At 57.9% G+C, this 24,405-nt stretch carries 25 protein-coding genes and 1 tRNA gene; 13 read left to right on the forward strand and 13 right to left on the reverse strand.

Features of this window, described 5'->3' with window-relative positions; genetic code table 11:
- Positions 1–49: 49 nt before the first annotated feature.
- Together MWU60_RS07395 and MWU60_RS07400 are read left to right on the forward strand one after the other, a co-directional pair.
- Complete coding sequence (locus tag MWU60_RS07395; protein ID WP_247226607.1) at positions 50–550, forward strand: N-acetyltransferase; 501 nt, start codon at positions 50–52, stop codon at positions 548–550.
- Positions 551–581: 31 nt separating this feature from the next.
- Positions 582–1,385 carry an EcsC family protein gene (locus tag MWU60_RS07400; protein ID WP_247226608.1) on the forward strand — a complete coding sequence of 268 codons (804 nt, stop codon included), beginning with the start codon at positions 582–584 and terminating at the stop codon, positions 1,383–1,385.
- On the opposite strand, the gene ptsP is transcribed toward MWU60_RS07400, so the two are convergent.
- The 5 genes from ptsP to MWU60_RS07425 all read right to left on the reverse strand — a co-directional run bounded on the left by ptsP (position 1,376) and on the right by MWU60_RS07425 (position 6,558).
- Positions 1,376–3,619: a phosphoenolpyruvate--protein phosphotransferase gene (ptsP, locus tag MWU60_RS07405; protein ID WP_247226609.1), complete on the reverse strand. Its 2,244-nt coding sequence runs from the start codon at positions 3,617–3,619 to the stop codon at positions 1,376–1,378. The genes MWU60_RS07400 and ptsP overlap by 10 nt on opposite strands.
- A 36-nt stretch (positions 3,620–3,655) precedes the next feature.
- Entirely contained in the window at positions 3,656–4,894 is a 1,239-nt protein-coding gene (locus tag MWU60_RS07410) for an aspartate kinase (protein WP_247226610.1), read from the reverse strand.
- Positions 4,895–4,963: 69 nt separating this feature from the next.
- Complete coding sequence (locus tag MWU60_RS07415) at positions 4,964–5,614, reverse strand: SDR family NAD(P)-dependent oxidoreductase (RefSeq protein WP_247226611.1); 651 nt, start codon at positions 5,612–5,614, stop codon at positions 4,964–4,966.
- A gap of 2 nt (positions 5,615–5,616) precedes the next feature.
- Positions 5,617–6,021, reverse strand: coding sequence for a DUF1178 family protein (locus MWU60_RS07420; RefSeq protein WP_247226612.1), 405 nt, complete (start codon positions 6,019–6,021; stop codon positions 5,617–5,619).
- A 63-nt stretch (positions 6,022–6,084) separates the two neighbouring features.
- Positions 6,085–6,558, reverse strand: a complete 474-nt coding sequence (locus MWU60_RS07425) for an NUDIX hydrolase (RefSeq protein WP_247226613.1) — start codon at positions 6,556–6,558, stop codon at positions 6,085–6,087.
- Between the two features lie 34 nt (positions 6,559–6,592).
- Here MWU60_RS07425 and MWU60_RS07430 point away from each other — a divergent pair, with 34 nt between their 5' ends.
- Genes MWU60_RS07430 through modC form a run of 4 tightly spaced genes read left to right on the forward strand, consistent with a single transcriptional unit; the run spans position 6,593 to position 10,276 of the window.
- Entirely contained in the window at positions 6,593–7,750 is a 1,158-nt protein-coding gene (locus tag MWU60_RS07430) for an acetoin utilization protein AcuC (RefSeq protein ID WP_247226614.1), read from the forward strand.
- Between the two features lie 38 nt (positions 7,751–7,788).
- Entirely contained in the window at positions 7,789–8,523 is a 735-nt protein-coding gene (modA, locus tag MWU60_RS07435; RefSeq protein WP_247226615.1) for a molybdate ABC transporter substrate-binding protein, read from the forward strand.
- Positions 8,523–9,218: a molybdate ABC transporter permease subunit gene (gene modB, locus MWU60_RS07440; protein ID WP_247226616.1), complete on the forward strand. Its 696-nt coding sequence runs from the start codon at positions 8,523–8,525 to the stop codon at positions 9,216–9,218. The genes modA and modB overlap by 1 nt, the downstream gene beginning before the upstream one ends.
- Positions 9,215–10,276, forward strand: a complete 1,062-nt coding sequence (gene modC / locus MWU60_RS07445; protein ID WP_247226617.1) for a molybdenum ABC transporter ATP-binding protein — start codon at positions 9,215–9,217, stop codon at positions 10,274–10,276. The genes modB and modC overlap by 4 nt, the downstream gene beginning before the upstream one ends.
- On the opposite strand, the gene MWU60_RS07450 is transcribed toward modC, so the two are convergent.
- From MWU60_RS07450 to neuC, 3 genes are read right to left on the reverse strand one after another with little or no spacing between them, the layout of a single operon-like run.
- Positions 10,273–11,565: a glycosyltransferase N-terminal domain-containing protein gene (locus MWU60_RS07450; protein WP_247226618.1), complete on the reverse strand. Its 1,293-nt coding sequence runs from the start codon at positions 11,563–11,565 to the stop codon at positions 10,273–10,275. The genes modC and MWU60_RS07450 overlap by 4 nt on opposite strands.
- On the reverse strand, positions 11,555–12,814 hold the full coding sequence (locus MWU60_RS07455; RefSeq protein WP_247226619.1) for a glycosyltransferase N-terminal domain-containing protein: 1,260 nt from the start codon (positions 12,812–12,814) through the stop codon (positions 11,555–11,557). The genes MWU60_RS07450 and MWU60_RS07455 overlap by 11 nt, the downstream gene beginning before the upstream one ends.
- On the reverse strand, positions 12,798–13,922 hold the full coding sequence (gene neuC / locus MWU60_RS07460; protein ID WP_247226620.1) for a UDP-N-acetylglucosamine 2-epimerase: 1,125 nt from the start codon (positions 13,920–13,922) through the stop codon (positions 12,798–12,800). Before neuC ends, MWU60_RS07455 begins: the two co-directional genes overlap by 17 nt.
- A 186-nt stretch (positions 13,923–14,108) precedes the next feature.
- Between neuC and MWU60_RS07465 the strand changes: the two genes are divergently transcribed.
- From MWU60_RS07465 to MWU60_RS07480, 4 genes are all read left to right on the forward strand, one after another.
- A tRNA-Cys gene (locus MWU60_RS07465) sits at positions 14,109–14,182 on the forward strand.
- A gap of 158 nt (positions 14,183–14,340) precedes the next feature.
- On the forward strand, positions 14,341–14,967 hold the full coding sequence (locus tag MWU60_RS07470) for a protein-L-isoaspartate O-methyltransferase (protein WP_247226870.1): 627 nt from the start codon (positions 14,341–14,343) through the stop codon (positions 14,965–14,967).
- A gap of 53 nt (positions 14,968–15,020) precedes the next feature.
- Positions 15,021–16,379: a TolC family outer membrane protein gene (locus tag MWU60_RS07475; RefSeq protein ID WP_247226621.1), complete on the forward strand. Its 1,359-nt coding sequence runs from the start codon at positions 15,021–15,023 to the stop codon at positions 16,377–16,379.
- 70 nt (positions 16,380–16,449) lie between these two features.
- Positions 16,450–17,136, forward strand: a complete 687-nt coding sequence (locus MWU60_RS07480; RefSeq protein WP_247226622.1) for a hypothetical protein — start codon at positions 16,450–16,452, stop codon at positions 17,134–17,136.
- On the opposite strand, the gene MWU60_RS07485 is transcribed toward MWU60_RS07480, so the two are convergent.
- Positions 17,133–18,578 (reverse strand): cobyric acid synthase, encoded by a 1,446-nt coding sequence (locus MWU60_RS07485; protein ID WP_247226623.1) that lies wholly within the window; start codon positions 18,576–18,578, stop codon positions 17,133–17,135. The two genes, MWU60_RS07480 and MWU60_RS07485, sit on opposite strands and share 4 nt — an antisense overlap.
- A gap of 52 nt (positions 18,579–18,630) precedes the next feature.
- Between MWU60_RS07485 and MWU60_RS07490 the strand changes: the two genes are divergently transcribed.
- The gene (locus MWU60_RS07490) at positions 18,631–19,209 is read left to right on the forward strand and encodes a cobalamin biosynthesis protein CobQ (protein ID WP_247226624.1); all 579 of its coding nucleotides are present in this window, start codon (positions 18,631–18,633) and stop codon (positions 19,207–19,209) included.
- A gap of 57 nt (positions 19,210–19,266) precedes the next feature.
- On the opposite strand, the gene MWU60_RS07495 is transcribed toward MWU60_RS07490, so the two are convergent.
- Positions 19,267–19,590 carry a DUF6280 family protein gene (locus MWU60_RS07495; RefSeq protein WP_008230719.1) on the reverse strand — a complete coding sequence of 108 codons (324 nt, stop codon included), beginning with the start codon at positions 19,588–19,590 and terminating at the stop codon, positions 19,267–19,269.
- 227 nt (positions 19,591–19,817) lie between these two features.
- On the opposite strand from MWU60_RS07495, the gene efp reads away from it, so the two are divergent.
- Entirely contained in the window at positions 19,818–20,381 is a 564-nt protein-coding gene (gene efp / locus MWU60_RS07500) for an elongation factor P (RefSeq protein ID WP_008230718.1), read from the forward strand.
- A 2-nt stretch (positions 20,382–20,383) separates the two neighbouring features.
- On the opposite strand, the gene MWU60_RS07505 is transcribed toward efp, so the two are convergent.
- Together MWU60_RS07505 and MWU60_RS07510 are read right to left on the reverse strand one after the other, a co-directional pair.
- The gene (locus MWU60_RS07505) at positions 20,384–21,118 is read right to left on the reverse strand and encodes a folate-binding protein (RefSeq protein ID WP_247226625.1); all 735 of its coding nucleotides are present in this window, start codon (positions 21,116–21,118) and stop codon (positions 20,384–20,386) included.
- Positions 21,111–22,901, reverse strand: a complete 1,791-nt coding sequence (locus tag MWU60_RS07510; protein WP_247226626.1) for an ABC transporter ATP-binding protein — start codon at positions 22,899–22,901, stop codon at positions 21,111–21,113. Before MWU60_RS07510 ends, MWU60_RS07505 begins: the two co-directional genes overlap by 8 nt.
- Before the next feature lie 136 nt (positions 22,902–23,037).
- On the opposite strand from MWU60_RS07510, the gene MWU60_RS07515 reads away from it, so the two are divergent.
- A complete protein-coding gene (locus MWU60_RS07515; RefSeq protein WP_247226627.1) occupies positions 23,038–24,216 on the forward strand; it encodes an aminotransferase class V-fold PLP-dependent enzyme in 1,179 nt (392 codons plus the stop codon).
- Here the strand turns inward: MWU60_RS07515 and MWU60_RS07520 are convergent.
- A complete protein-coding gene (locus tag MWU60_RS07520) occupies positions 24,213–24,395 on the reverse strand; it encodes a hypothetical protein (protein WP_247226628.1) in 183 nt (60 codons plus the stop codon). The genes MWU60_RS07515 and MWU60_RS07520 overlap by 4 nt on opposite strands.
- Positions 24,396–24,405 lie beyond the last annotated feature (10 nt).

Genomic DNA, 24,405 nt, shown 5'->3' on the forward strand with positions numbered 1-24,405 from the left:
TTTTCCAAGGGGTAGCCTGCGGTGATGCCCTTGGCCAGATGAAAGAGACATGCAGCAGACGGCACTGATATTGGCCACGGAAACCCCAGACGACTGGTGGGAGGTCGAGGCACTTTATGACCTGTGTTTTGCACCGGGGCGATCTGCCTTGTCGTCGTATCGTTTGCGTGAGGGTGTCAATCCGATTGCAGCGCTTTGCCTGACCGCGCGCGATAGAGATGGGATATTGGCGGGAGCGGTGCGCAATTGGCCTGTTCTGGTCGGAGGGAAAGACACAGTTTTGCTTGGGCCAATTGCCGTGCACCCGACGCGTCAGGGCGAAGGTGTTGCGTCGCTCCTGATGCAGCGCTGCCTGACCGATGCGCGCGATCTGGGTTGGTCACGGCTCATGCTGGTGGGCGATGCCCCCTATTATCGCCGCTTTGGCTTTGACCGTCTGAAAGGGGTTATCATGCCACCCCCGACAAACCCTGACCGTGTTCTGGGTGTGGCTCTTTCAGAAGGCGCTTGGCATGGGGCGCAAGGGGCCGTCACATCGGTGAACGATTGAAACTGACGCTTCGCATACCCATTTCAAAGGAATGGATGACCAAGGCACTGTGATGAAAGAGATTAATCCGGCTGATCCGCCCAAGCCTCTGACCGAGGCAGCCAAGGCCGAGATCGCCGAACTGGCTGCACGTCAACGCAAGGCCAATGGCGTGTTGATGTCGGCGATCAACTTTGTGGGTGGTCAGGTGGAGGACGGGCTGAAACTGCTGCCAGCTTCGGTGCGCGATCAGGTCGATGATCTTGCCCGCGCGGCGTTACGGCAAAGCTTCGATGTGGCAAGCAGATCGCGCACTGGCCGTGGCGAAACCATAGGCTCTGACCGCATTCACAAGATTTTGGGCACGATTTCCGGTGCGCTGGGTGGTTTTGGCGGATTGCCCACAGCGCTGGCGGAATTGCCTGTCGCGACCACCGTCATTTTTCGCGCAGTGCATCACGTTGCCGTCGAATACGGCGAAGACCCCCATGCAGAGGAAACCAAGATGGAATGCCTTGCCGTTTTTGGTGCGGGCGGTCCGGGTACGGATGATGATGGTGTTGATACCGCCTTCATCGGCGCGCGGCTGAGCATCTCGGGTGCTGCGGTCAACGGGTTGATCAGTAAGGTCGCACCGCGATTTGCCGCCGTCTTGTCGCAGAAACTCGCCACGCAGGCGGTGCCGATTTTGGGTGCTGCGGCCGGGGCAGGGACGAACTATGCTTTCGTAGATTATTACGTCGCAATGGCGCATGTGCATTTTGGGCTACGTAAGCTGTCGCGCACCTATGGTGATCAGGCAGTGGCCGACCATTTCCATGCGATCTTGGCCTCCGGCAAGTTGCCTCAAACCTGATAAACCAGCCAATCGGCGACAGCGCGGCGCACGGATTGGTCGCCGTTGGCCATCGCATCATCCATGATTTTGCGCACTTCATTCAGATCGACACGCCGCAGCAGGTGTTTGACCGGGCCAACTGATGCGGGGCGCATTGATAGCGTGCGCAGGCCAAGAGCTGCAAAGCAAAGCGCCTCAACCGGGCGGCCTGCATCCTCGCCACAGAATGACAGCGGTGTACCGTTCGCCTCGCAGCGTAGAATGACGTTGCGCAGGAAGGCCAGAAAGCTGCTATCGAGCGTGTCATAGCGTTTGCGCACGCGCTCATTCTCGCGATCGGCAGCAAAGAAGAATTGCTTAAGGTCGTTGCCCCCGATTGAGATGAAATCGACCTCTTCAAAGAACGCATCAGGTGCATAGGCAAGCGACGGGGTCTCCAGCATCGCTCCCACTTCCAACGTCTCTGGCAGCGCATGCCCTAGCTTGGTTTCACGCTCCATTGCTTTATCCATCTCAGCGCGGGCCGCGCGAAATTCGTTAATGAGCGTGATAAACGGAAACATCACCGTCAACGGCCGTCCATTGGCCGCCCGCAGCAACGCCTGCAACTGCATCCGCAAGACACCGGGTTTATCAAGCCCAACGCGGATCGCGCGCCAGCCCATGGCCGGGTTGGGCTCATCATTGGGTTTCATGTAGGTCAGCACCTTGTCCGACCCGATATCCAACGTGCGGAAGGCGACGCGTTTGCCATCCGCAGCCTTCAATACACGCGAATAAAGGGCGGATAGCTCAGCGCGGCGCGGCATCTGGTTGCGGACCAAGAACTGCAACTCGGTACGGAACAGGCCCACGCCTTCGGCGCCTGACCCTTCCAAGGATGGCAGGTCAGCGATCAGGCCAGCGTTCATTTGCAATGAGATCACCGTCCCGCATTTGGTCTCGGCCGGTAAATCACGGATCGAGGCATAGCGCTCCTGCGCGCGTGCCTGCATTTCAATCTTGTCGCGGAAGGCGGCGTGCACCGTTTCATCGGGGCGCAGGTGGGCGATGCCCTGTTCGCCGTCGACAAGAATGGGATCGCCGTTCAATGCCTCGCGTGTGACACCCTTGGCATTAATGATCAGCGGGATCGCCCATGCCCTTGCCACAATGGTGGCGTGGCTGCCGACCGAGCCTTCTTCGAGCACGATCCCTTTGATGGTTTTGCCATATTCCAGCAATTCACCCGGACCGATATTGCGCGCCACGAGGATCGGATTTTCGGGCATATCTGCGCGCGCTTCAGCACCCTGGCCGGTCAGAATACGCAGCAGCTTGTTGGACAGATCATCAAGGTCATGCAGCCGTTCGCGCAGATATGCATCGGCGGCCTTAGACATCCGCGCACGGGCCAAGGATTGCTCTTTTTCAACGGCAGCTTCGGCGGACAAACCGTTTTTGACGTCCTCTTCCATGCGTTTCAGCCAGCTGCTTGAATTGGCGAACATACGGTAGGCCTCAAGCACCTGCGCTTGGTCTTTGTCCAGAGAACTTGTGCTCAGCAACATGTCGTCGACACCAGAGCGCAGTTCGTCAATTGCACTGCGCAACCGGGCCAACTCGGTCTCAGGGTCATCCGAAATAGGGTTCGTGACGACAACGCGCGGTTCATGCAGGTAGACCCGACCCTCGGTTGCGCCTTCTTGCGCGATTGAGCCGCGCAAAAGAACAGGTTGTTGGTGACGGGCTGAGAGGGCAGCACCTTCACCAACAAATGCGCCCAACTCCGTCATCTCGGCGATAACCATCGCCACGATTTCAAGCGCGTAGACCTCATCCAATGTGTATTTGCGGGCGCTTTTTGATTGCACGACCAGCACGCCCAAAACCTCTCCCAACCGCTGGATCGGGACACCACAGAAGCTTGAGAACCGTTCTTCGCCGGTCTCGGGCATATATCGAAACCCTTTGGAGGCGGGCGCGTCGGCAGTGTTGATGACACTGCGGCTTTTGGCGGTCCGCCCCACAAGGCCCTCGCCAAGCCGCATCCGGGTTTGGTGGACGGCTTCGGCCTGTAAGCCTTCTGTGGCGCAAAGTTCCAGTGTCTCGGGGTCGCGGAACAGGTAGATCGAACACACCTCGGTGCCCATCGACCCTGCAATCAGTTTCACCACAGAATCCAGCCGCGCCTGACCTTCGTTGTCAGCCGCCAGTGCTTCGCGCAGCCGCCCCAGCAGCTTGCGACTTTCGGATTCGAGCCGATGTGGCATGGATCCCCCGCGATTGCAGACCGCCGAAAAAGATGATCAGCCTGCTTTTTCCAATTCGAAAGCATCATGAAGGGCTTGCACCGCAAGTTCCATGTATTTTCGGTCGATCAGTACGGAAATCTTGATCTCGGACGTTGTGATGACCTTAATGTTCACACCTTCAGCAGAAAGCACACGGAACATCTTGGCGGCGACGCCGGTGTGGCTGCGCATCCCGATGCCCACGACGCTGACCTTGGCGACACCTTCGTCGGCGACGAGGTCGTGATAGTTGATCTCGCCACTGTCCTTGGCCGCTTGCATCGCCTTTTCGGCGCGCTTCACCTGATCGGTGGGGCACGAGAACGTCATGTCCGTCCGCCCTTCTTCGGATATGTTCTGCACGATCATATCGACGTTCACGCCGGCATCCGACAGCGGCCCAAAGATCGCCGCCGCGATACCCGGACGGTCAGCCACGGAAATGAGGGTCATTTTCGCTTCGTCCCGGGAATAGGCCACACCGGCCACTACGTTGGATTCCATGATATCCTCCTCATCGCAGACCAGCGTGCCTGCGCTGTTCGATGGTTCCTCAAATGATGACAGCACCCGCAGGCGCACTTTGTAGCGCATAGCAAGCTCGACCGAGCGGGTTTGCAGGACCTTTGCACCTAAGGACGCGAGTTCGAGCATTTCCTCAAACGCGATTTTGTCGAGCTTACGGGCTTTGTTCGTGATGCGCGGGTCGGTTGTATAGACGCCATCCACATCGGTGTAGATATCGCAGCGCTCGGCCGCGAATGCGGCGGCAAAGGCCACGGCTGTTGTATCGGAGCCGCCGCGACCCAGCGTTGTGATCCGTCCTTCGGGGCTGAGCCCTTGGAAACCGGCGACCACGGCAACCCGCATACCCTCACCGAATTTGGCGTTGATGTTATCAGTCGGAATGTCCTCAATCCGTGCGCTGGAATGGGCCGAGGTCGTTTTGACCGGCACTTGCCAGCCTTGCCAACTGCGCGCCGGGATATCCATTTCCTGCAATCGTAGCGCCATCAGGCCTGCCGTGACGTTTTCGCCCGACGACACGATCGCATCGTATTCGCGTGCGTCATAAAGCGGAGAGGTTTCATCGACCCAGCCCACCAGCTCATTCGTTTTGCCCGACATGGCCGACACGATGACGATCACGTCATACCCATTGGCCACCTCGACAGCGACGCGTTTGGCGGCGCGCGCAATCCGGTCAAGGTTGGCCACGGATGTGCCACCAAATTTCATCACAAGCGTTGGCATGAGGTGTCCTAAGGATGCGTCTTCTCGTATGCGCTTCCTTTAAAGCTGCTTCTGGCGAAGGGCAATCGGTTAGTAGGCGTGCGCTCGCCCGTCCCAGGTTTCAAAACAACCCGTTGTGGTCGCATTGAGTGCCGCAAAGCGCGTGGCCAGTCCCGCAGCACTTTCATCGACGCTGAGTGCGGCGGCATCTGTGCCCATATCAGTGCGGACCCAACCGGGGTGGTAGATCCCGACGGCAATCCCTTCAGGCTTCAGGTCAGTGGCAAGGTTACGGCCAAGGTTCAGCACGGCGGCTTTGCTTGCACGATAAATATAGCTGCCACCCGGCGCATGAGTGTCGGATGCCATCTGCGAAGAAATGATCGCGATCTTGCCGGTTTTGGCGTTTCGCAGATGCGGCAATAAGCTTTGGATCGTCAGAAAAACGCCTGTAACGTTTGTCGCAAACCCCTGCGCCCACATGTCTGACGGATAGCCATCCGCAAGAGGCTGGCCCTTGTCCGGGTAGACGCCTGCGTTGCAGATCAACAGATCAATGGCGGTATCACCCAACCTATCTGCCAAAGCGGTATGCGAAGCAGGGTCTGTCACATCAAGCTGGTGCATTTGCCCTGCGCCCGCAGCGCGATGGGTGCCGATGACAGGGGCACCTGCATCTGCGTAGTGGTCGAACAAAGCTTTACCGATGCCACGATTTGCGCCGGTAATCAGAACCGTCATTCTTAGTTCACTTTCTTTGTCGGCATGAAGGGCAGGGGCAAAACGGGGATGCCGTCATCCACCAGTTTCTTGGCTTCGGCCAAATTCGCCTCACCGTAGATCGGACGCGCGGGCACTGTGCCGTCATGCATATCGCGCGCCTCTTTGGCAAACCCTTTGCCCACATAGTCAGAGTTGGCTTCAACCTTCTTGCGCATCTCGGCAATGGCGGTCTCGGTCGGTTTTGGAGCGGTGATCTGGGATGAGGTGCTGACAGCGGGGGCCATAATTGTCTTGCTGACCTTAGCAGAGCCGCACGACGTGCAGTTCACCATGCCTGCGCCCACAAGCTTGTCAAAGGCGGCGCCTGACTGAAACCAGCTTTCGAATTCGTGGTCTTGATCACATTTAAGGTTGAAGCGGATCATTGTGCCCTATCTTTTCGTCTCTGGCCGATAAATAGGCCTTTTGCGCCCGTCTGCAAGCGCGCCTTAGCGTCCGATCTTATGTGGTTTGAACGCGGCAACGATCCTTCTTAGTTCGGGTTCCGACAGTTTCTTGGCCGCTTTGGCCGGGCTCATCCATTTGCGCCGCCGCTGTTTCTTTTCGGGCCATTTGCTATGCACATGGGTCACATGCAGTGGGTAGATCATGGTAATGATCGGGGCATTTCCGACCTTCTGTGGCTTATGATAGCTATAGACACCCAAACAAAAGTTAATCGGGTCACCACTCACGCCCGCTTCTTCAAAGGCTTCGGTCGCGGCCGCCTCTGCGGGCGTTTGCTTGTCCATCGGCCAGCCTTTGGGAATGATCCACCGCTTGCGGGTCCGGCTGGTAATCAGGCAGACCTGCACCTTATCATTCTTGACCCGCCAACACAGTGCTGCAAACTGCGCCCGCACATCCGTCTTGCGGCCCGTACGCAGTTTCAAGGGAAGTTGTTTCGCGATTGTTTTGCCCATGTTCTCCGTCACAAAAAGCGTTACATCGCGACCTATGACAGAGGTTACGCAAGCTTCCGTGACACAGGCAACCCCTGGCCCCCGTTTTATCGGGTCCGAGATCTATCGCCATTCCAGTTATGGCGCATGGCATCCTTTGCGGGTGCCGCGTGTGTCAACTGTGATGGATCTGGCGCGGGCCTTGGGTTGGCTCTCTGCGGATCAGTTTATCACCAGCCCAAAGGCCAAGCCTACGGCGCTCACCGGGTATCACACGCCCGGTTATCTGGCCGCACTGCAAGCGGCTGAGGCGGCACAAGCCGTAACCGATGATGTGCGCCAGAAACATGGCCTTGGGACCCCGTCCAATCCGGTGTTTCGCGAAATGTACCGGCGGCCTGCGACCTCTGCGGGGGCATCACTGCTTGCGGGTGAATTGCTGAAGCGCGGCGGCGTGATCTATTCGCCTGCCGGGGGCACACATCACGGCATGCCCGATCGCGCAAACGGGTTTTGCTATCTGAATGATCCGGTACTTGCCATTCAGTCGCTGCGGCGCAACGGCGCGCAGCGCATTGCCTACGTGGATATCGACGCGCATCACCCAGACGGGGTAGAGCATGCCTTTGCCAACGATCCCGAGACGCTGCAAATATCCGTGCATGAAGAAAACCGCTGGCCGCGTACGGGGAAATTGACTGATGTAGGGTCGGGGCAGGTCTATAACCTGCCGGTGCCGGCGGGGCTTAATGACACTGAAATGGCCTTGATCCGGGATGTGTTGATCCTGCCCTTGGTCGCCGATTTTCGCCCTGATGCGATTGTGCTGCAATGCGGGGCCGATGCGGTGACAGAGGACCCGCAATCGCGGTTGACCCTGTCCAACAATGCGCATTGGGCGATTGTTGCAGCCCTCATGCCGCTGGCACCGCGCTATCTTGTGCTGGGCGGCGGCGGTTACAACCCTTGGTCTGTCGGGCGGTTGTGGACCGGGGTTTGGGCGACCTTGAACGGCTATGACATCCCCGATGTTCTACCGCCCGCGGCACAGGGTGTTTTGGGTGCTTTAACATGGGACGGACCGCTGCGGCGGCATCATCCCGATCCGCACTGGATCGCTACGCTGCGAGACGTCCCGCGCAATGGTCCGATTCGCGATGAAGTTCGTGCTCGCACCCAGCGCTTGGCGGCCCGCCGCGCGGTCTGGCGCTGACCCTTGCAAGCCCGCAGCAACGCCCCGATAGTCGCGTCATGAATTTGTGCGCACTTCTTTTTGGTCTTGTGATCTCGCTCGTGGCCCCCGCTGCGCGGGCCGAGGTTTTAATCTTTGCGGCGGCCAGTCTCAAAGAACCTGTGGACCAGATCGCGGCGCGCTTTGACGACGTGGTCGTGTCCTATGGCGGCAGTGGTACATTGGCGCGACAGGTCAGTCTGGGCGCCCCGGCTGATATCGTCTTGCTGGCCAATACGGATTGGATGGATGCCTTGATCGCAGGCGCACATGTCCGCCCAGAGACAATGGTTGATTTCGCCAGCAATCGACTTGTCCTGATCGGCCCGCGCGGTGCCGCAGCGGTTATTTTGGAACCGGGTGCGCTGCCTGAGGGCGGACGCATCGCGGTTGGGTTGACCGAGGCGGTGCCTGCCGGGATTTATGCAAAGGCTGCACTGCAATCGCTGGGCCTTTGGAACGAGGTATCGGGCCGATTGGCCGAGGTCGACAACGTGCGGGCCGCATTGGCTTTGGTCGCGCGGGGGCAGGCCCCCTTGGGTATTGTCTACCGCACTGACACGCGGATCAGCGATGCGGTGGCCGAGGTCGCGGTTTTTCCGGCAGAAAGCCACCCCCCCATTCGCTACTTAGGCGCATTGACGGGTAATGCTGACGATCAAGCGAAAGAGGTGTTGGATTTCATCACCAGCCCGCAAGGGCAGGGCATCCTTGCAGCCGCCGGTTTCCTGCCGCCATTGGACATCGCGCAATGATGGATACGCTTGGCCCCGCTGAATGGACGGCGATCTGGCTATCGCTGCGGGTGGCGCTGGTGGCCACTTTGGGTGCGTTGCCGGTCGCAATCTGGGTCGCCTACGTCTTGGCGCGCAAAAGCTTTCCAGGTCGTCAGTTGCTTAACGGGCTGGTGCATTTGCCGCTGGTCCTGCCTCCGGTCGTCACTGGCTACTTGCTATTGGTGCTTTTCGGACAGCAAGGGCCGATTGGCAGCGTGCTCTATCAGACCTTTGGGATCAGTTTCGCCTTTCGCTGGACGGGCGCTGCACTGGCCGCAGCGATCATGGCGTTTCCACTGATGGTGCGGGCGATCCGGCTGGGGTTTGAGGCCGTCGATGCGGGGCTGGAAGACGCCGCAGCCACGCTTGGTGCCTCGCGCGGGCGGATTTGGCGTAGCGTGACATTGCCGCTTGTCTTGCCCGGCGTTCTGGCAGGCGCAATTCTGGGATTTGCAAAGGCGCTGGGCGAATTTGGCGCGACGATCACATTTGTTGCAGCGATCCCCGGCCAGACGCAGACCATTCCCACAGCGATCTATGGCCTGTTGCAGGTACCGGGCAGCGAACCTGCGATTGTCGGGCTCGTCATCGTATCAGTTGTCCTTGCGATGGGCGCACTCTTGGTCTCCGAATGGCTTGCGCGGCGTATGGCAAAGCGGTTGGGCAAGCCATGATCAGCGTCGATATCAAGAAACGCCTGGGTGATTTTCAGCTGGATGCGCAGTTTGAGGTACCCGCCGGGGTCACTGCGATTTTTGGACGCTCTGGATCGGGGAAGACGTCGCTCGTCAATGCCGTTGCCGGGTTGCTGCGCCCGGATGCGGGACGGATCGCGGTGGGTGACACCGTTTTGTACGACTCAACGCAAAAGACGCATTTGCCACCGCAACAGCGGCGGATTGGGTATGTCTTCCAGGATGCCCGCCTGTTTCCGCATATGACAGTGATGCGCAACCTGACCTACGGTGGCGATCATGATGCAGAACGTGTCATCGGGGTTTTGGGTTTGGAACATCTGCTGACCCGGATGCCTGCTGGCCTATCGGGCGGTGAACGCCAGCGTGTTGCCTTAGGCCGCGCGCTGATGTGCAATCCGCAACTATTGCTGATGGACGAACCGCTTGCCGCACTGGACGCGCCGCGCAAGGCTGAGATTTTGCCGTTCATTGAACGCCTTCGCGATGAGGTGAAAATCCCGATGCTTTATGTCAGTCACGACGTGTCAGAAGTCGCGCGGCTTGCGACGACATTGGTGGTGCTTGAGGCAGGGCAGGTCGCGACCGTTGGTCCGGTCGGCACGGTTTTATCACAGCCCGCAACCGTGCCTTTGGTGGGGGTTCGCGCAGCAGGTGCGGTGATCACAACGAAAGTCGCGGGGCGTCTGCTGGACGATGGGCTGACAGAGTTGGCTTTTTCAGGCGGTCGCTTGATGTTGCCGGGGATATTGGGGGTTTTGGGGCAAACCGTGCGTATCCGTATTCCGGCGCAGGATGTGATCTTGGCCAAGGACCGCCCCACAGGGCTGAGCGCGCTGAATGTGCTGCCCGTCACGATCACGCAAGTGGAACAGGGGCGGGGACCGGGTATGGCGGTGGGGCTTTTGGCGGGCAAGGATCATCTGTTGGCCCGCGTGACGCGGCGCAGTGCGCTGCGGATGGAACTGGCCGTTGGTCAGCAGATTTTCGCGATTATCAAGGCGACGGCCGTTGGGCCAGAGGATATCGGGCGTTAACCGTCAAGCGCTTTGGGGATGGCGGCGATGGTGCGCGCAACGCCACCTGCATGTTCTTGGTAAAACGCTGTGATCTGTGCGTCTGTGACGGTGCCGGGCGCAGCCACCTCTGCCAAAAGGGCGGCCTCATCCGGGACAAGCTGGCAGACGCCTGCGGCAATTGCCTCGGTTGCCGGGTATTCGATGGTCCAGATGTGCGGCCCGACGATGACCGGTTTCTTCAGTGCCAGGGGTTCGATGACATTGTGTGCGCCTTTTGGCACAAACCCACCACCCACGATGGCGCGGTCGCACAGACCAAGGTAGAAATACATCTCGCCCATGCTGTCACCCAAAAGCACGTCAATGTCGGGTGTTGGATTGGTCAGCCCAAGGTCGCCATTCAACAGGTCTGACCTGCGCGCAAACCGAATGCCTGCGGCTGCCAGCATCCCTGCGACCTCTTCAAACCGTTCTGGTGCGCGCGGTACGTAGGTGAAGAACACGCCCTTGGTCTGACGGATCATGTCGATGTAGATCGCATCCTCGCCCTCGACTACGCTGGTCAGGGTAAAGCTGTGCCGTCCACTGGTCAGCGCATCGCGGCAGGATGCAGCGGCTTGCAGATGTGACGCTGGGATTGGCTGATCAAACCGCAACTCGCCAGTAACATGGATGTTTTGCATGCCCACCGCGGCAAAGCGTGCCTTTTGGCCTTCGGATTTGACAAAGGCTCCTGCGAAACCACCGGCGAGTGCGGCGCGCAGGCCAAGGCCCTTTTGGTCCTTGTCGAAGCTCTTTTTTGGGTATTGCGCGTTGCACATGAACAGAGGCGTGCCATGTTTGCGGCAAGCCATGATCATGCGCGGCCAAATCTCGATCTCCATGACAAGGCCGTACTTTGGCGTGAAATGGCGCAGAAAGCGCCGGTAGGCAAAGCCATACTCAAAGGGGACCCATACGGATTGCACGGTGCCTGCGGCAATCTCGGCTGCAAACTCGCGCATCGCCTCGCGTCGTCCGGCAGGGGTGAAATGGGTCGTGACGATGGTTTCGCCCTTTGCCAAAAGCGCGCGGATCAATGGCGTGGCAGAGCGCATTTCGCCAAGTGATACGGCATGGACCCACACAGGGTTCCTGAGCGGTGCGTTGTGGCGGCCAAAACGTTCAGACAGATTTTGGGCATAAAACGGATCTTTGCGACCCCTTCGGTTGAGGTAAAGCAGGACAACAGGCAGCAGAACCCACCACAGAATGCTGTAAGCCACGAGGGCCAAGCGCAGTTTCAGACTGGGAAAGCTAGCGGGCATCAGGCATCTTCAACAACTGCAAAAGCGCCGCCGCCAGCGCGTCTGTTTGTGCGCTTGCTGTCTTGATCGCTTGCGTCGCATGGGCAACCTGCGCATCAAGGTCATCAGACGTCAGCGCAGCCGCGATGTCGTCTGCCGTGCGCACAAGCGTCGCACCTGATGCCGCAGTCAGCCCACCGAAGTCCGCCGCGAAATTCGCAGTGCGCGGTCCATGAAGGATAGCGCAACGCAAGGCCGCCGCTTCCCACGGGTTGTGTCCTTCAACGTCGCCAAATGTGCCGCCGATCAAAACCGCATGGGCAAGGCGATAGACAAGCCCAAGTTCGCCAAAGGTATCGAAATGCCAGACAGCGTCCTCCGCGTTTGGCATTTCGCCTTTGGACCGACGCGGACCCGGATGCGTGACAGCGGCGTTAGGAAAGCGCGGCGCAATGATAAGAAGCGCAGATGGATCGCTTTTGCGTAGCAAATCATGTGCTTCCTGTGCAATTTGCATATCCGCCGCATGGGCCGGGGCAACCGCCCAGACCGTGCGCCCCGCTAAATGCGCTGTGATCGTCGCCAATGCTTTTGGCTCGTAAGACAACAGTGGTGCGGCAGGTTTCAGTGACCCGCTGACCTGCGGATCGGCACCAAACGACCGCAGATGCGCGGCCGTTGCCTCATCCTGAGCGGTGATCAAGGCCATCGCACCATAAAGATCACGAAAGAGGCCACTGGCCCTTTGGTGCGCGCTATGCGATTTCGTATTCATTCGCGCGGCCACCATGCACTGCGGTATTCCGCGCGCCGCCAGATCGCTGACCAAGCCGGGCCATAGGTCTTGTTCGACCCAGACACAAAAATCGGGCGTAAAATGATCCAGAAAGCGCCTCCGATAGCCCGGCGCGTCAAGGGGCAGGAACTGGTGCAGTGTGCGGGCAGGGGCGTTCTTGGCAAAAACTTCAGCCGAGGCAGCCGTGCTGGACGTAACCAGAAAAGACAGATCAGGGCGGGCCTTGGACAGCCGGTCAATCAAGCCGCGAACGGACAGAACTTCGCCCAAGCCGACCGCATGTAACCAAACAAGTGGCCCTTCTGGCCGGGGCGCAAGTGCTTGCCCAAGTTTCTCTGGCCACCGCGTCGGATGCTCCTTGCCGCGTTTCAGACGCCGCTGAAGGATTGGCTTTGCGACAAGCGGAAACAGATGGCTGGCGGCCAAATAGCAGCGTAGCACAGGTCCGCGATGCATTTCAGTCGGCGGTGTCATGGAAGGTCTTTTGTAGCGACGTTTCCCAGAATGCAGAGGCGGTCAGCACAGCAACAAAACGCTCAGCGGCACTGCCACCGCCAAAAGCGTCATGGCGGGGATAGGACCGGCCCCATTGGTTCTGCAGGAACTGCGCAATAGCGGGCTCGTCGGTCGCATCGGCAAAAAACACCGACGGAGACTTCGCGCGGTTGGTCTGCCGCGTGCCGATATCCAGCGAAGGAAGCCCGATAAAGGGAGCCTCGCGGACGCCAGCAGATGAATTGCCAACCATGGCCTTGGCGTTTTTCATCAGTTCCGAGAAATGTGCAAAACGCATCGACGGCAAGACCCTGAAGCGGTCCTGGGGTACGCGGGCGATTGCATCAAAGATCGCCGCTGATCCGGGATCATTGTTGGGCGCAATCACCACGAAATTCTGCCCGGACCGGTCCAACGCACCAAAAAGCGCGTCAGCTTGAATGCCCATCGTATCCGCCTCGGAGGTCACCGGATGAAAGACACAAATCCCGTAGTCATCAAAGGGCAGGTCGTAGCGATCCTGAACCTCGGCCAATGTGACGCCCGATGGCCCCGCGTGAAAGTCCAACTCGGGTGATCCGATGGCGTGGATGTTTGCCTCAGGTTCACCCAGCGCCATAACCCGGCGCGCGGCATCCTCGGATGACACAAAATGCTGACTGGCCAGTTTGCTGTTACAATGACGATAGATTTCATCAATCGTACCAGAGACTTCGCCGCCTTCAATATGCGCGCAGCGGATGTAATTGGTCGCGCAGACAAGTGCACAGGCCAATGCCTCAACCCGGTCACCGTGGATCACGACCAGATCGGGTTTGTATTCCTTCACGAAGTCCGAAAACCCGATGACGGTCTTGGCCAAAACCATATCCTGCGGATCGCCCGGACGCTGGTTGAGGAACTCATGCACCTGCACGCCGGGGGTGCGGTGCACCTCAAGCTTGGTCAGGCCATAGCGTTCCAGCATATGCATCCCGGTCGTAAAGAATGACACGTCAAAACCTGCGTCGCGACAACCGACCGCCAAAGGTTCCAACTTGCCAAAATCGGCCCGGGTCCCGGTGACAAATAGAACTGAGCGCGACATGTCGTTTTTTCCAGCTAGCGTGTGAAAGGCAGGCCCGATCACGATGTTATGGCAACGTAACTTGATGCTGCGGGAAAGGAAACGGGCTTTGGCAAGGCGGGCGCGGAGATATCAATAATGACGTTCTGCATGATATGATATCCGCTTGACGTGAAGGGGCTTGGTCCTTAGGTGATGGCGGCACGAGGCGAGTGGGCAGGTAGGTTATGCAGCGGATTGCAAATCCGTCTAGACCGGTTCGATTCCGGTACTCGCCTCCAAACATATCCCTGGACCTGCAATGCGCCGTCGTTTGTGCGCCGCAATCCGCCTCGGCGGTCATGTTCAATGTTGCTGCTTGCAACCTTCTATGGCATCAAACAACAAACAACTGAACGAAAGAGTTTAGATCGTGACTGACTATACCTCACGCCGCACAATGATGGTCGACACGCAGGTGCGTCCGTCCGATGTGACCAAGTTTCCCATCATTGACGCAATGCTGTCCGTCCCGCGCGAGGCTTTTGTACCCGATGACAGGCGTGAAGCGGCCTATGTGGGCGAAAACCTCGACATCGGGGGTGGTCGCGTGATGCTTGAGCCGCGCACCTTGGCCAAGATGCTGGAAGTGCTGGATGTGCAGCCCTCCCATATCGCGTTGGATATCGCCTGTGGACTTGGCTATTCGACCGCTATTCTGGCGCAGATGTGTGATTTTGTCGTCGGCGTCGAAGATGATGAGGCGCGCGCGCAAGAAGCACAGGGTATCTTGTCGCAAAACGGCATTGATAATGCGGCTGTCATGGCAGGTGTACTTACTGAGGGCGCGGAAAAGTCCGGGCCATATGACATCATCATCGTGCAAGGCGGTGTTGAAGAAATGCCTGCGACTGTTCTGGATCAACTACGCGAAGGCGGTCGGGTCGCTTGTGTTTTCTCCGAAGGCACATTGGGTGTCGCGCGCGTTGGTCATAAAATTGATGGTGCTGTTAACTGGCGCTTTGCCTTTAATGCAAGTGCACCGGTGCTGTCAGGTTTTGAACGGCGCGATGTTTTTGCGCTCTGAGTGATCGTTTGCGCGGTATTTCGCGTATAAAAACAAACAATTGGGGTTATAGCATGATCAGACGTCAAAGATTGATTGCAGCAGTGTTGGTGTCGATGTGTTTGGCACCAGTTGCACAGGCTGAAACACTGTCAGAAGCACTGACATCTGCATATAACAACTCTGGTTTGCTGGAGCAGAACCGAGCCTTGTTGCGGGCCGCTGACGAAGGGGTGGCGCAGTCTGTTGCGGCGACGCTGCCTGTGATCAACTGGTCATTGTCGGCCAATCGCACGCGGGTCGAAACGCCAATTCAAGATACCAGCGACTCAGTTCTTGCGCGCATTGGCGCGGAGTTGACGCTTTACAGCGGTGGTGCGAACCGGCTGGCGATTGAAGCACAAAAAGAGGTCGTTCTGGGCACCCGGCAAGCATTGCGTGGCGTTGAGCAGGATGTGCTTTTGCGTGCTGTACAGGCTTACATGAACCTGCGCAGTGCGCGCCAGTTTGTTGAATTGCGCGAGAACAATGTGCGTTTGATCACGCAAGAGTTTCGCGCGGCACAAGACCGGTTTGAAGTGGGCGAAGTGACACGTACCGACGTCGCTTTGGCTGAGGCGCGTTTGGCTGCGGCCCGCAGCTTGTTAGCGGCGGCTCAGGGCGATCTGGCACAGTCCGTGGAAGAGTATGTTGTCGCTGTCGGGCGTGCGCCTGCTGGGCCACGGGCAGTGAACCCTGCGCCTGTGTCGCGCAATATGGCAGATGCCAAGGCTTTTGCCGTGCGCAACCACCCCCGCATTCTTGAGGCCCAGCACTCTGTGACGGCCGCTGAGTTGAACATCCAGCGGGCGCAGGCTGCTATAAAGCCGCGGGTGACGCTTGATGGTTTTGTAAGCAGAGATGAAGACGCAAACGATAGCGCTCAGATCGGGTTGAGTATTGGTGGTCCGATCTACAACGGTGGTCTTATCTCCAGCCAGGTGCGGCAGGGGCGGGCCAACCGCGATTCCGCCCGGTCCGGTTTGATCCTGACGACCCAGACAATTGAACAACAGGTCGGCAATGCGTTCGCCCTTTTGCAGGTCGCACGCGCTTCGCGGCAAGCGTCCGAACAGCAAATCAGTGCGGCGCGCATCGCCTTTCAGGGCGTGCGCGAAGAAGCGACATTGGGTTCACGCACCACCTTGGACGTGCTGAATGCAGAGCAGGAATTGCTTGATGCAGAGGCCAACAGCATCGCCGCGCAGTCGGATGAGGTCGTGGCTTCTTATTCACTGTTGTCTGCGATGGGTTTGCTGACGGCTGATCACCTGAACCTGCCTGTGCAACAATATGATCCGTCCGAATACTACAATCTGGTCAATAACGGCGCGGTCAGCTCGCCGCAGGGCGACGCGCTTGATCGGGTTCTAGAGGCAATCGGCAGAGAGTAAACGCGTAGTTGTTTGGTGCGTGAAAATCCGCTAAAGTCTTGAGACTGGGTGCAGAATTGGGATGAAAACGATGTCCAAGATGGCACATACGGATGATATTGATGAACTGGTTTCATCGGTACGTGATTTTGTATCGCACAAAGAGCCGCACCGCACCCGATCGCGCATCCTACGTGAACGTTTGATCCTGACACCCGAACAGCGTGTCACGGATGAACCGACGCACGAAACACCTGTGTTCATTGACCCAAACTCGGACCTTGTACAAGGAAATGTCCATGTGCTGAACGCGGCCAAAGGGCTGGACAAGATAGGTCTTGAGGCAACAATCGCCGAGCTTGAGGCGGCAGTGACAGCCCAGTCTGACGACTGGGAACCCGATGAAGGCGAAGATTTCGCGGATGCCGCATGGGCTGCAAGCGCCTTTCGAACGCCTAACGACGATTCGCTTGCACAAGCTGAAATGGCACCTGATGCGGTCACCGCCAATGAAGCGCAAGGCACTGCATCCAGTGGCCGCTTCCCGGTGAAGGATGCTTTCGCGGCAAAAGGCAAGCCTGCCGAACCCAAAGAGCAGGCGTCGGCCCCCACGCCCCTTGTTGGCATTGACGAAGACATGCTGCGCGGCATGGTTGTGAAAATCATGCATGAGGAGCTGAGCGGGGCCTTGGGTGAACGTATCACGCGCAATGTGCGCAAACTGGTCCGCCGCGAGATCAACCGCGTGCTGACAAGCCGCGAGATGGGCCAAGACTAGCCTGCTATTTTGAGCAGCGCATCAATATCCATATGGGTTTCCAGATGGGCGGCCAGCGCATCCAGCGTGTTTTCGACGCTCTTTGAATAGTCATGGTTCGTGACTGGCTTTCCGATCTTTGCAAGAAAGGCCGCACGGAACGCATCTGCTGCAAAAAGCCCATGCAGATAGCATCCCATGACGCGGCCATCGGGTGATGCAGCCCCTTCACCACGCCCATCCAACGACAGCCAGGCGCGGGTGCAGTCGGGACCGTCAGTTTCACCTATATGGATCTCATAGCCGCTGACAGCATCACCTGTCGGCAAATACGTCGCATCCGAGAGAGCTAGTCGCTTTTGCGGCACCATTACTGTGCGCACGTCCAGCAGGCCAAGCCCGTTAACACGCGATGGCGGACCTTCGATGCCGTCATCGTCGACAATCTCGGCCCCCAGCATCTGATAGCCCCCACAGACACCCAGCACATGCCCGCCGCGCCGCACATGGGCATATAGGTCGATATCCCAGCCTTGCATGCGGAAATGGGCCAGATCGGCGATGGTGGACTTTGAGCCGGGTATGATGACCAGATCGGCATCACCGGGCAGGGGGCGACCGGCCTCAATAATCTCGACGCTGACATCTGGCGTGGCGGTCAGCGGGTCAAGATCATCAAAATTCGCGATACGGTTCAGGCGGGGCACCGCAATTTTGATCGCACCGCCCCTGCGACTTGTAATGTCCATGACATCCTCGGCAGGGAGTTTCCACGCGTCAGCAAACCAAGGCACGATACCAAGCGGCGCCCATGCGGTGCGCTCTGCAATAATATCCATCCCAGCGGAAAAAAGCGTTGGATCGCCGCGGAACTTATTGATTGCGAACGCCTTGATCAGGGCCTCATCCTCAGGTGGCAAAACGGCATGTGTGCCCACAAGCTGGGCAATCACGCCGCCCCGGTCGATATCACCGATTAGGACGACAGGCACATTGGCGGCGCTGGCAAAACCCATGTTGGCGATGTCGCCTGCGCGCAGGTTTACCTCTGCGGGGCTGCCTGCACCTTCGACGATCACCAGATCGCGGCCTTCGCCAATGCGGCGGAAGCTGTCCAGAACGGGTGGCATCAGTTTGGCTTTCTGCTTGCCATAGTCGCGGGCTTTCATTGTGGCAAAGCGTTTGCCTTGGACAATGACCTGCGCGCCAATTTCCGACTCAGGTTTTAGCAGGACCGGGTTCATATCGACCAACGGTTCCAATCCGCAGGCCAGCGCCTGTAGCGCCTGTGCGCGACCAATTTCGCCGCCATCTGCCGTGACAGCGGCATTGTTGGACATATTCTGCGGCTTGAACGGTGCTACGGACATACCGCGCCTAATGCAGGCCCGCGCAATACCGGCGACCAGCATGGATTTACCCACGTTCGAGCCCGCGCCCTGGATCATGATTGCTCTGGCCATCGCTGCCCCCTTCGTTCACTTCATAGGGGCGCAAGAGGCGCGGGGAAAGAGCATGAACACACCGGCGCATCTGATTTTCGGCATGACGGCCTTTGGCAAAGCCAGGCGGCCTGCGGTCACCGCAGCGGCCTTTGCCGGATCGTTGATCCCGGATCTGTCGCTTTACTTAATGGTGGGGTGGCATTTGCAGGTCTTGGGCACGCCACCCGAGGTGGTCTTTGGCCAGCTATATTTTTCAGACGCGTGGCAAAGCATATTCCGCATCGACAACTCGATGATCCTGTGGGGGATTGCCTTTGGCTTGGGTGCGATGGTCCGTTCACAGGTGATGATTGCGCTATGTGGGGCGGCTTTGTTGCACCTTGGGTTGGATTTTCTGCTGCATAACGACGACGGGCGGGCGCATTTCTGGCCACTCAGCAACTGGATTTTTCAAAGTCCAGTCAGTTATTGGGACCCGGATCACTATGGTAATATCGCAGGCGCGATTGAGGTAGCGCTGTCGCTGCTGTGCTGTGGCATACTATGGCATCGCTTCAAGGGAATTTGGATGCGTGGGCTGATTGTGACGCTGGGTGCGGCCGAGTTTGCGCCATTTATCATTTTCGCGATTATGTTTGCCGGCCCCTGACATAAAAAAACGCGGCCCCTTCAGGACCGCGTCTTTTTGCATTACTGCAAGCTATCTTTAGGCAGCGCGTGCTTCTTGCTCGGCCGCGTTGCGACGTTCGCTTTCTTCACGTGACAGCGCCACAGAGGTACGGACGCCTTTTCCGACGAATTCCATCAGACCGCCGACAACCCGCTCGTTTGGGTCAATACCGGCGCAGGACAACACTTCACGGCCATCGCGCGACCGTGCCCAGCGTGCAATCTGCTCTGGGCCGTTGCCATATTTCTTGTCATCCGCAATTGCGTCATCCAATGCAGCCAGGACGACTGCTGCGAAAAGCTTGCGGGCACGGTTACCTTGCTCGTTGTTGAAGGCTGTACCGTCGACGAAATCTCTCATCATGCTTCCCTTTGTTTTTGGTCTTGTAGTTCCCGCGTGCGGGCCTTTATGCCTGTTCTGATCCGATTCGGGGGCTCTCTTTTGGAATGGCAGCCATGCATTTTGCGCATAGCTCGCGCGGACCGAATTGTTGCTCTCTCGATGATCTTGTCAGACTCCCACCACGCAGATATAGGCTGCGGTGCAAACCATTCAACCTTTCTTAATAAATCAAGGTGCTGCGACCCATGCCCAAAATCAACGGTAACGAAATTCGCCCCGGTAACACGTTGGAGCATGAAGGCGGCCTTTGGGCTGCTGTGAAGGTTGATCACGTCAAGCCTGGCAAGGGTGGTGCATTTGCGCAGGTCGAGCTGAAAAACCTGCGTGACGGCCGCAAGTTGAACGAACGGTTCCGCTCTGCCGATAAGGTTGAGCGCGTGCGTCTGGATCAAAAGGATCAGCAGTTCCTGTTTGAGGACGGCGATATGCTGACTTTTATGGATAGCGAAACCTATGAACAGATTGCATTGCCCGCTGACATCCTTGGCGACCGCCGCCCGTTCTTGCAGGATGGCATGACCGTCAAGATCGAATACTACGGCGAAGAGGCTTTGAACGTCAGCTTACCGCAAAAGGTGACATGCAAAGTCGTTGAGACAGAGCCTGTCGTGAAAGGCCAGACCGCCGCGAACAGCTTTAAGCCCGCAACGCTTGATAACGGCGTTCGTGTGATGATCCCGCCGTTTGTGGGTCAGGACGAAGACATCGTGGTGAATACGGAAACGTTTGAATACGCTGAACGCGCCTAAAGCTACTTCAGGCGTGTGAGCGTAGCGTTGCCCGCCTGCATGTCACCATCAGCCCGGTCGAAACGCAGAAAGGCCAGCGCCTTGTCGCCTGACACCGTGTGCAGTGTCCCGGCAGGCTTTCCATTTGCCGTAATCGCATCGCCGGGACTGGCCTCGCCCAAGATGGAAACCTGTGCCAGCCCTTTCTTGAGTGTCGTCTTGTGTTTCATCCGCGCGACGATCTCTTGCCCAACAAAACAGCCTTTTTTGAAATCCACACCGTTCAGCGCCTCAAAACCGGCTTCCAGCACGTAAGTATCGTCACCCAATTCGATGCCGGTCTTTGGGATCATATGCGCGACGCGGAGCGCATCCCAATCGGTGTCGTCGCTGATGTCCGCATCGCCATAAGCGCGCCATCCCATTTCCGGGTGGCGCGGATCTGCGAAGGCACCGTCCGGTATTGCGCCAGTGCCGCGGGATACGATCAGATCGGTTTGTTCAATAGTTATAGCCGCTCGCAGGCGATACATCATCAGCCGTTGGCCAAGCGTCGGCGCATGCGAGGTGGCAACGTCGATCAGCAGGCGATCATCCTCGCCAACGACAAAGAAATCCGCGATGAATTTTCCCTGTGGCGTCAGAAGGGCGGTGTAGATGATCCCGCCATCTGCCTTGGTTACATTATTCGTAACCAGCCCCTGCAAAAACGACACGCGGTCTTCGCCACCAATCGACAGAACGGTCCGGTCAGCCATCATCTTCGCTTTCAGATTGTGAAAATTGCAGGCGGTGCAGATCAGCGTAAATGCCACCGCGCGCCATCAGTGTATCATGGTCACCTTGATCGACCACTCGACCCTGATCCATCACGACGATTGAATCCGCATTGCGGATCGTCGACAGCCGGTGCGCGATCACCAGCGTCGTGCGTCCGGCTGATAGCTTTTCAAGTGCTGTTTGCACAATGGCCTCTGACTTGGTGTCCAGCGCGCTCGTCGCCTCGTCCAGCAGCAGGATCGGCGTGTCGCGCAGCAAAGCGCGTGCAATAGCGACGCGTTGGCGTTGGCCGCCAGACAGGTTTGACCCGCGCGGACCTGCGGGGCTATCAAGACCGTCGGAGAGTGAGGGCAGAAAATCACTGACATGGGCTGCGTCAAGGATCGCTTTCAGGTGAGCCTCATCAACATCATCGCGTCCCAGCAGGATGTTGTCGCGCAGTGTCTCGTCGAAGAGTGCCGCATCTTGGGTCACGACGGAAAAAAGGCCCCGTAGTTCCCCTAGGTCGTAGTCGGTTATGGGGGTGTTGCCAACAATGACTGTTCCATCATTGGGTTCGACCAAACGGGTCAAAACGTTGAATACCGTGCTTTTACCTGCACCCGATGCACCTACAAGAGCCGTTGTTTTGCCTGCCTCAGCCACAAAACTGGCCCCGCGCAGAACCGGCAGTTCACCATAGTTCATATGCACATTGTCAAGCACCACAACTGGAGAGTCCCGTGGAATGCGCTTGGCCTGCGCCGGCGATAAGATCGTGGGGTGCAGGTTCAATACGTATTGTAAGCGCTCGACACTGGCCGCCGCCATCTGCCACTGACCGCTCATCGCGCCAAGGCGGCGCAGCGGATCAAATGCCAGCGACATGGCTGTAAAGAACGCCATGAACTCGCCATTAGTCTTTTCACCAGAGATAATCTCGGATCCGCCATAAAGCATGACGCCCAGAAACCCGATGCCCGTCATGATATCAATCATTGCCGGCACGGCGGCTTGCCCCACAGACGTGCGCATAGAGGCATGTACGCCTTCCTTGATCAGCCTGTCATACCGCTTGGCCTGATAGGTTTCGAGCGCGTTCAACTTGATCGGGTTGATACCATGAAACACCTCATCCAGACGGGTCGAGACGCGGCCTGCAATCTCGCGGGTGTCGCGCGAGCGGCGCCGGATATAGGCCTGTACCATTAGTGACGGCAGGATGAGCAGCGGAACGCCGACAATGGCAATCAGCGTCCAGCGCCAATCGATCCAAAGAGCAACGGCCAGAAGACCGATGAGCGACACCAGATCGCGGGCTACGGCTGTTAGCAGGCTGCTCCAGACGCCGTTGATCACGCCGACATCACCCTGAACACGCTCAATCAGCTGGCCGGGTGGGTGGATTTGGAAAAATCCGCTATCAAGCGTCATGAGGTGACGCAGCATGTGTTTGCGCATACCCGCTGCCGCCAATTGTTTGATCAGCGCCATCAGAATGCGTTGTCCCGATGATGTAACGGCCCGGACAAAGAAAATGCCCATGATTGCAAAGCCCACAAAATAAAGGGCGTCGCGGTCACCTTCGGCGAAGACATCGTCAAACATCGGCTGAATCATGCGGCTGATCAAAGCCAGCATTGATCCTTCGATGGCCATCAAGATGACGGCGGCGATCAACAACAGCTTGTGCTGGCGCAGATAATCCCGCCATAGCCAAGCAAATAGCTTAAAGGCTGACTGTTGTTTTTCAGAACCGGATTCTGGCGTGGGAGGGGGCATCAATGGCCTTTTGCGATATGTGCTTAAGCACCGTCTACGCGTAAATGGGGTGGCCGTGCAAGTTGGGCAAGGTTGACCTTGCATTGCCCGGCGTTAGTGTCCGTTTCAAACCACACATCCATGAAAGCCCACTTACATGTCATTGTCCCAAGGTCGCCCTTATCTGGCCATCCCCGGTCCCTCGGTCATGCCGGATGCCGTTTTGCAATCCATGCACCGGGCGTCGCCGAACATTTATGAAGGTGAGTTGCATGATTTGACTGACAGTCTTGTTCCCGACCTGAAGCACGTTGCGATGACAGATAGCAATGTCGCGATCTATATCGGCAATGGGCACGCCGCTTGGGAGGCCGCTTTGGCCAACGTACTTAGCGCGGGTGATACGGTTCTGGTCCTTGCCACGGGGCGGTTCTGCATCGGTTGGGGCGAAATGGCGGAAGGTTTGGGCGCAAAGGTCGAAACGATTGACTATGGCGCACAATCGTCCATCGCCTTGGCCCAAGTCGAAGAGGTTTTGGCGAGCGACAAGGAGGGTCGGATCAAGGCCGTCTTGGCCGTGCATGTTGATACATCAACCAGCGTCAAAAATGACATTGCGGGCCTGCGCGACGTAATGGACCGCACAGGCCATTCCGCATTGCTGATGGCCGATTGCATAGCCTCATTGGGCTGTGACCGGTTTGAAATGGACGCTTGGGGCGTGGATGTCATGGTGTCCGGCTGTCAGAAGGGGCTGATGACACCGGCGGGTGTGAGCTTTGTCTGGTACAACGCCAAGGCGGATGCCGCACGGGGCGACCGGGTGACGGCCTATTGGGATTGGCGGCCGCGGGTGAACCCGGACTACTACTTCAAATACTTTGATGGCACAGCACCTACCCATCATTTGTATGGACTGCGTACAGCGCTTGATCTGATCAAAGCCGAAGGGCTCGATCAGGTCTTTGCACGACATGAAAAGCTGGCGCAGATCATCTGGGCCGCGTTTGATCAGTGGTCAACCACAGGGCCGATGCATTTGAATATCGCAGATCCGGCACATCGCTCGCATGCGGTGACTTCGGTTGCAATTGGATCACCCAATGGTGATGCCTTGCGCAAATGGTGCGAGCAAAACTGTGGGCTGACGCTTGGCATCGGGCTGGGCCGCGAACCCGCAGATGGGTTTTTTCGGATTGGTCACATGGGGCATGTGAATGCGCATATGATCATGGGGGTGCTGGGGACGATTGATGCAGGGCTGAAGGCGCTGAACATCGCGCATGGTGACGGGGCGTTGGCCGCTGCGGCGTCCGCTTTGGCCGCAAGAGCCTAGCTGTTTTTGACCCTACCGATCCATTTGAAGAACATATTCAGGCCATAGGCCGTCACGGCGACCCAAATGTATCCAACGGCAGCGGCGATGACCCAGAAGCCCATAAAGAGAAAAATAAACAGCGTGCCAAGAAACGCATCGGTATAGTCTTCTACGGCTTGGATCGGTTGTTGTGACATCGCGCTTCCT

The sequence above is a fragment of the Yoonia sp. F2084L genome (assembly GCF_023015625.1).
In the GTDB taxonomy this organism is placed as follows: domain Bacteria; phylum Pseudomonadota; class Alphaproteobacteria; order Rhodobacterales; family Rhodobacteraceae; genus Yoonia.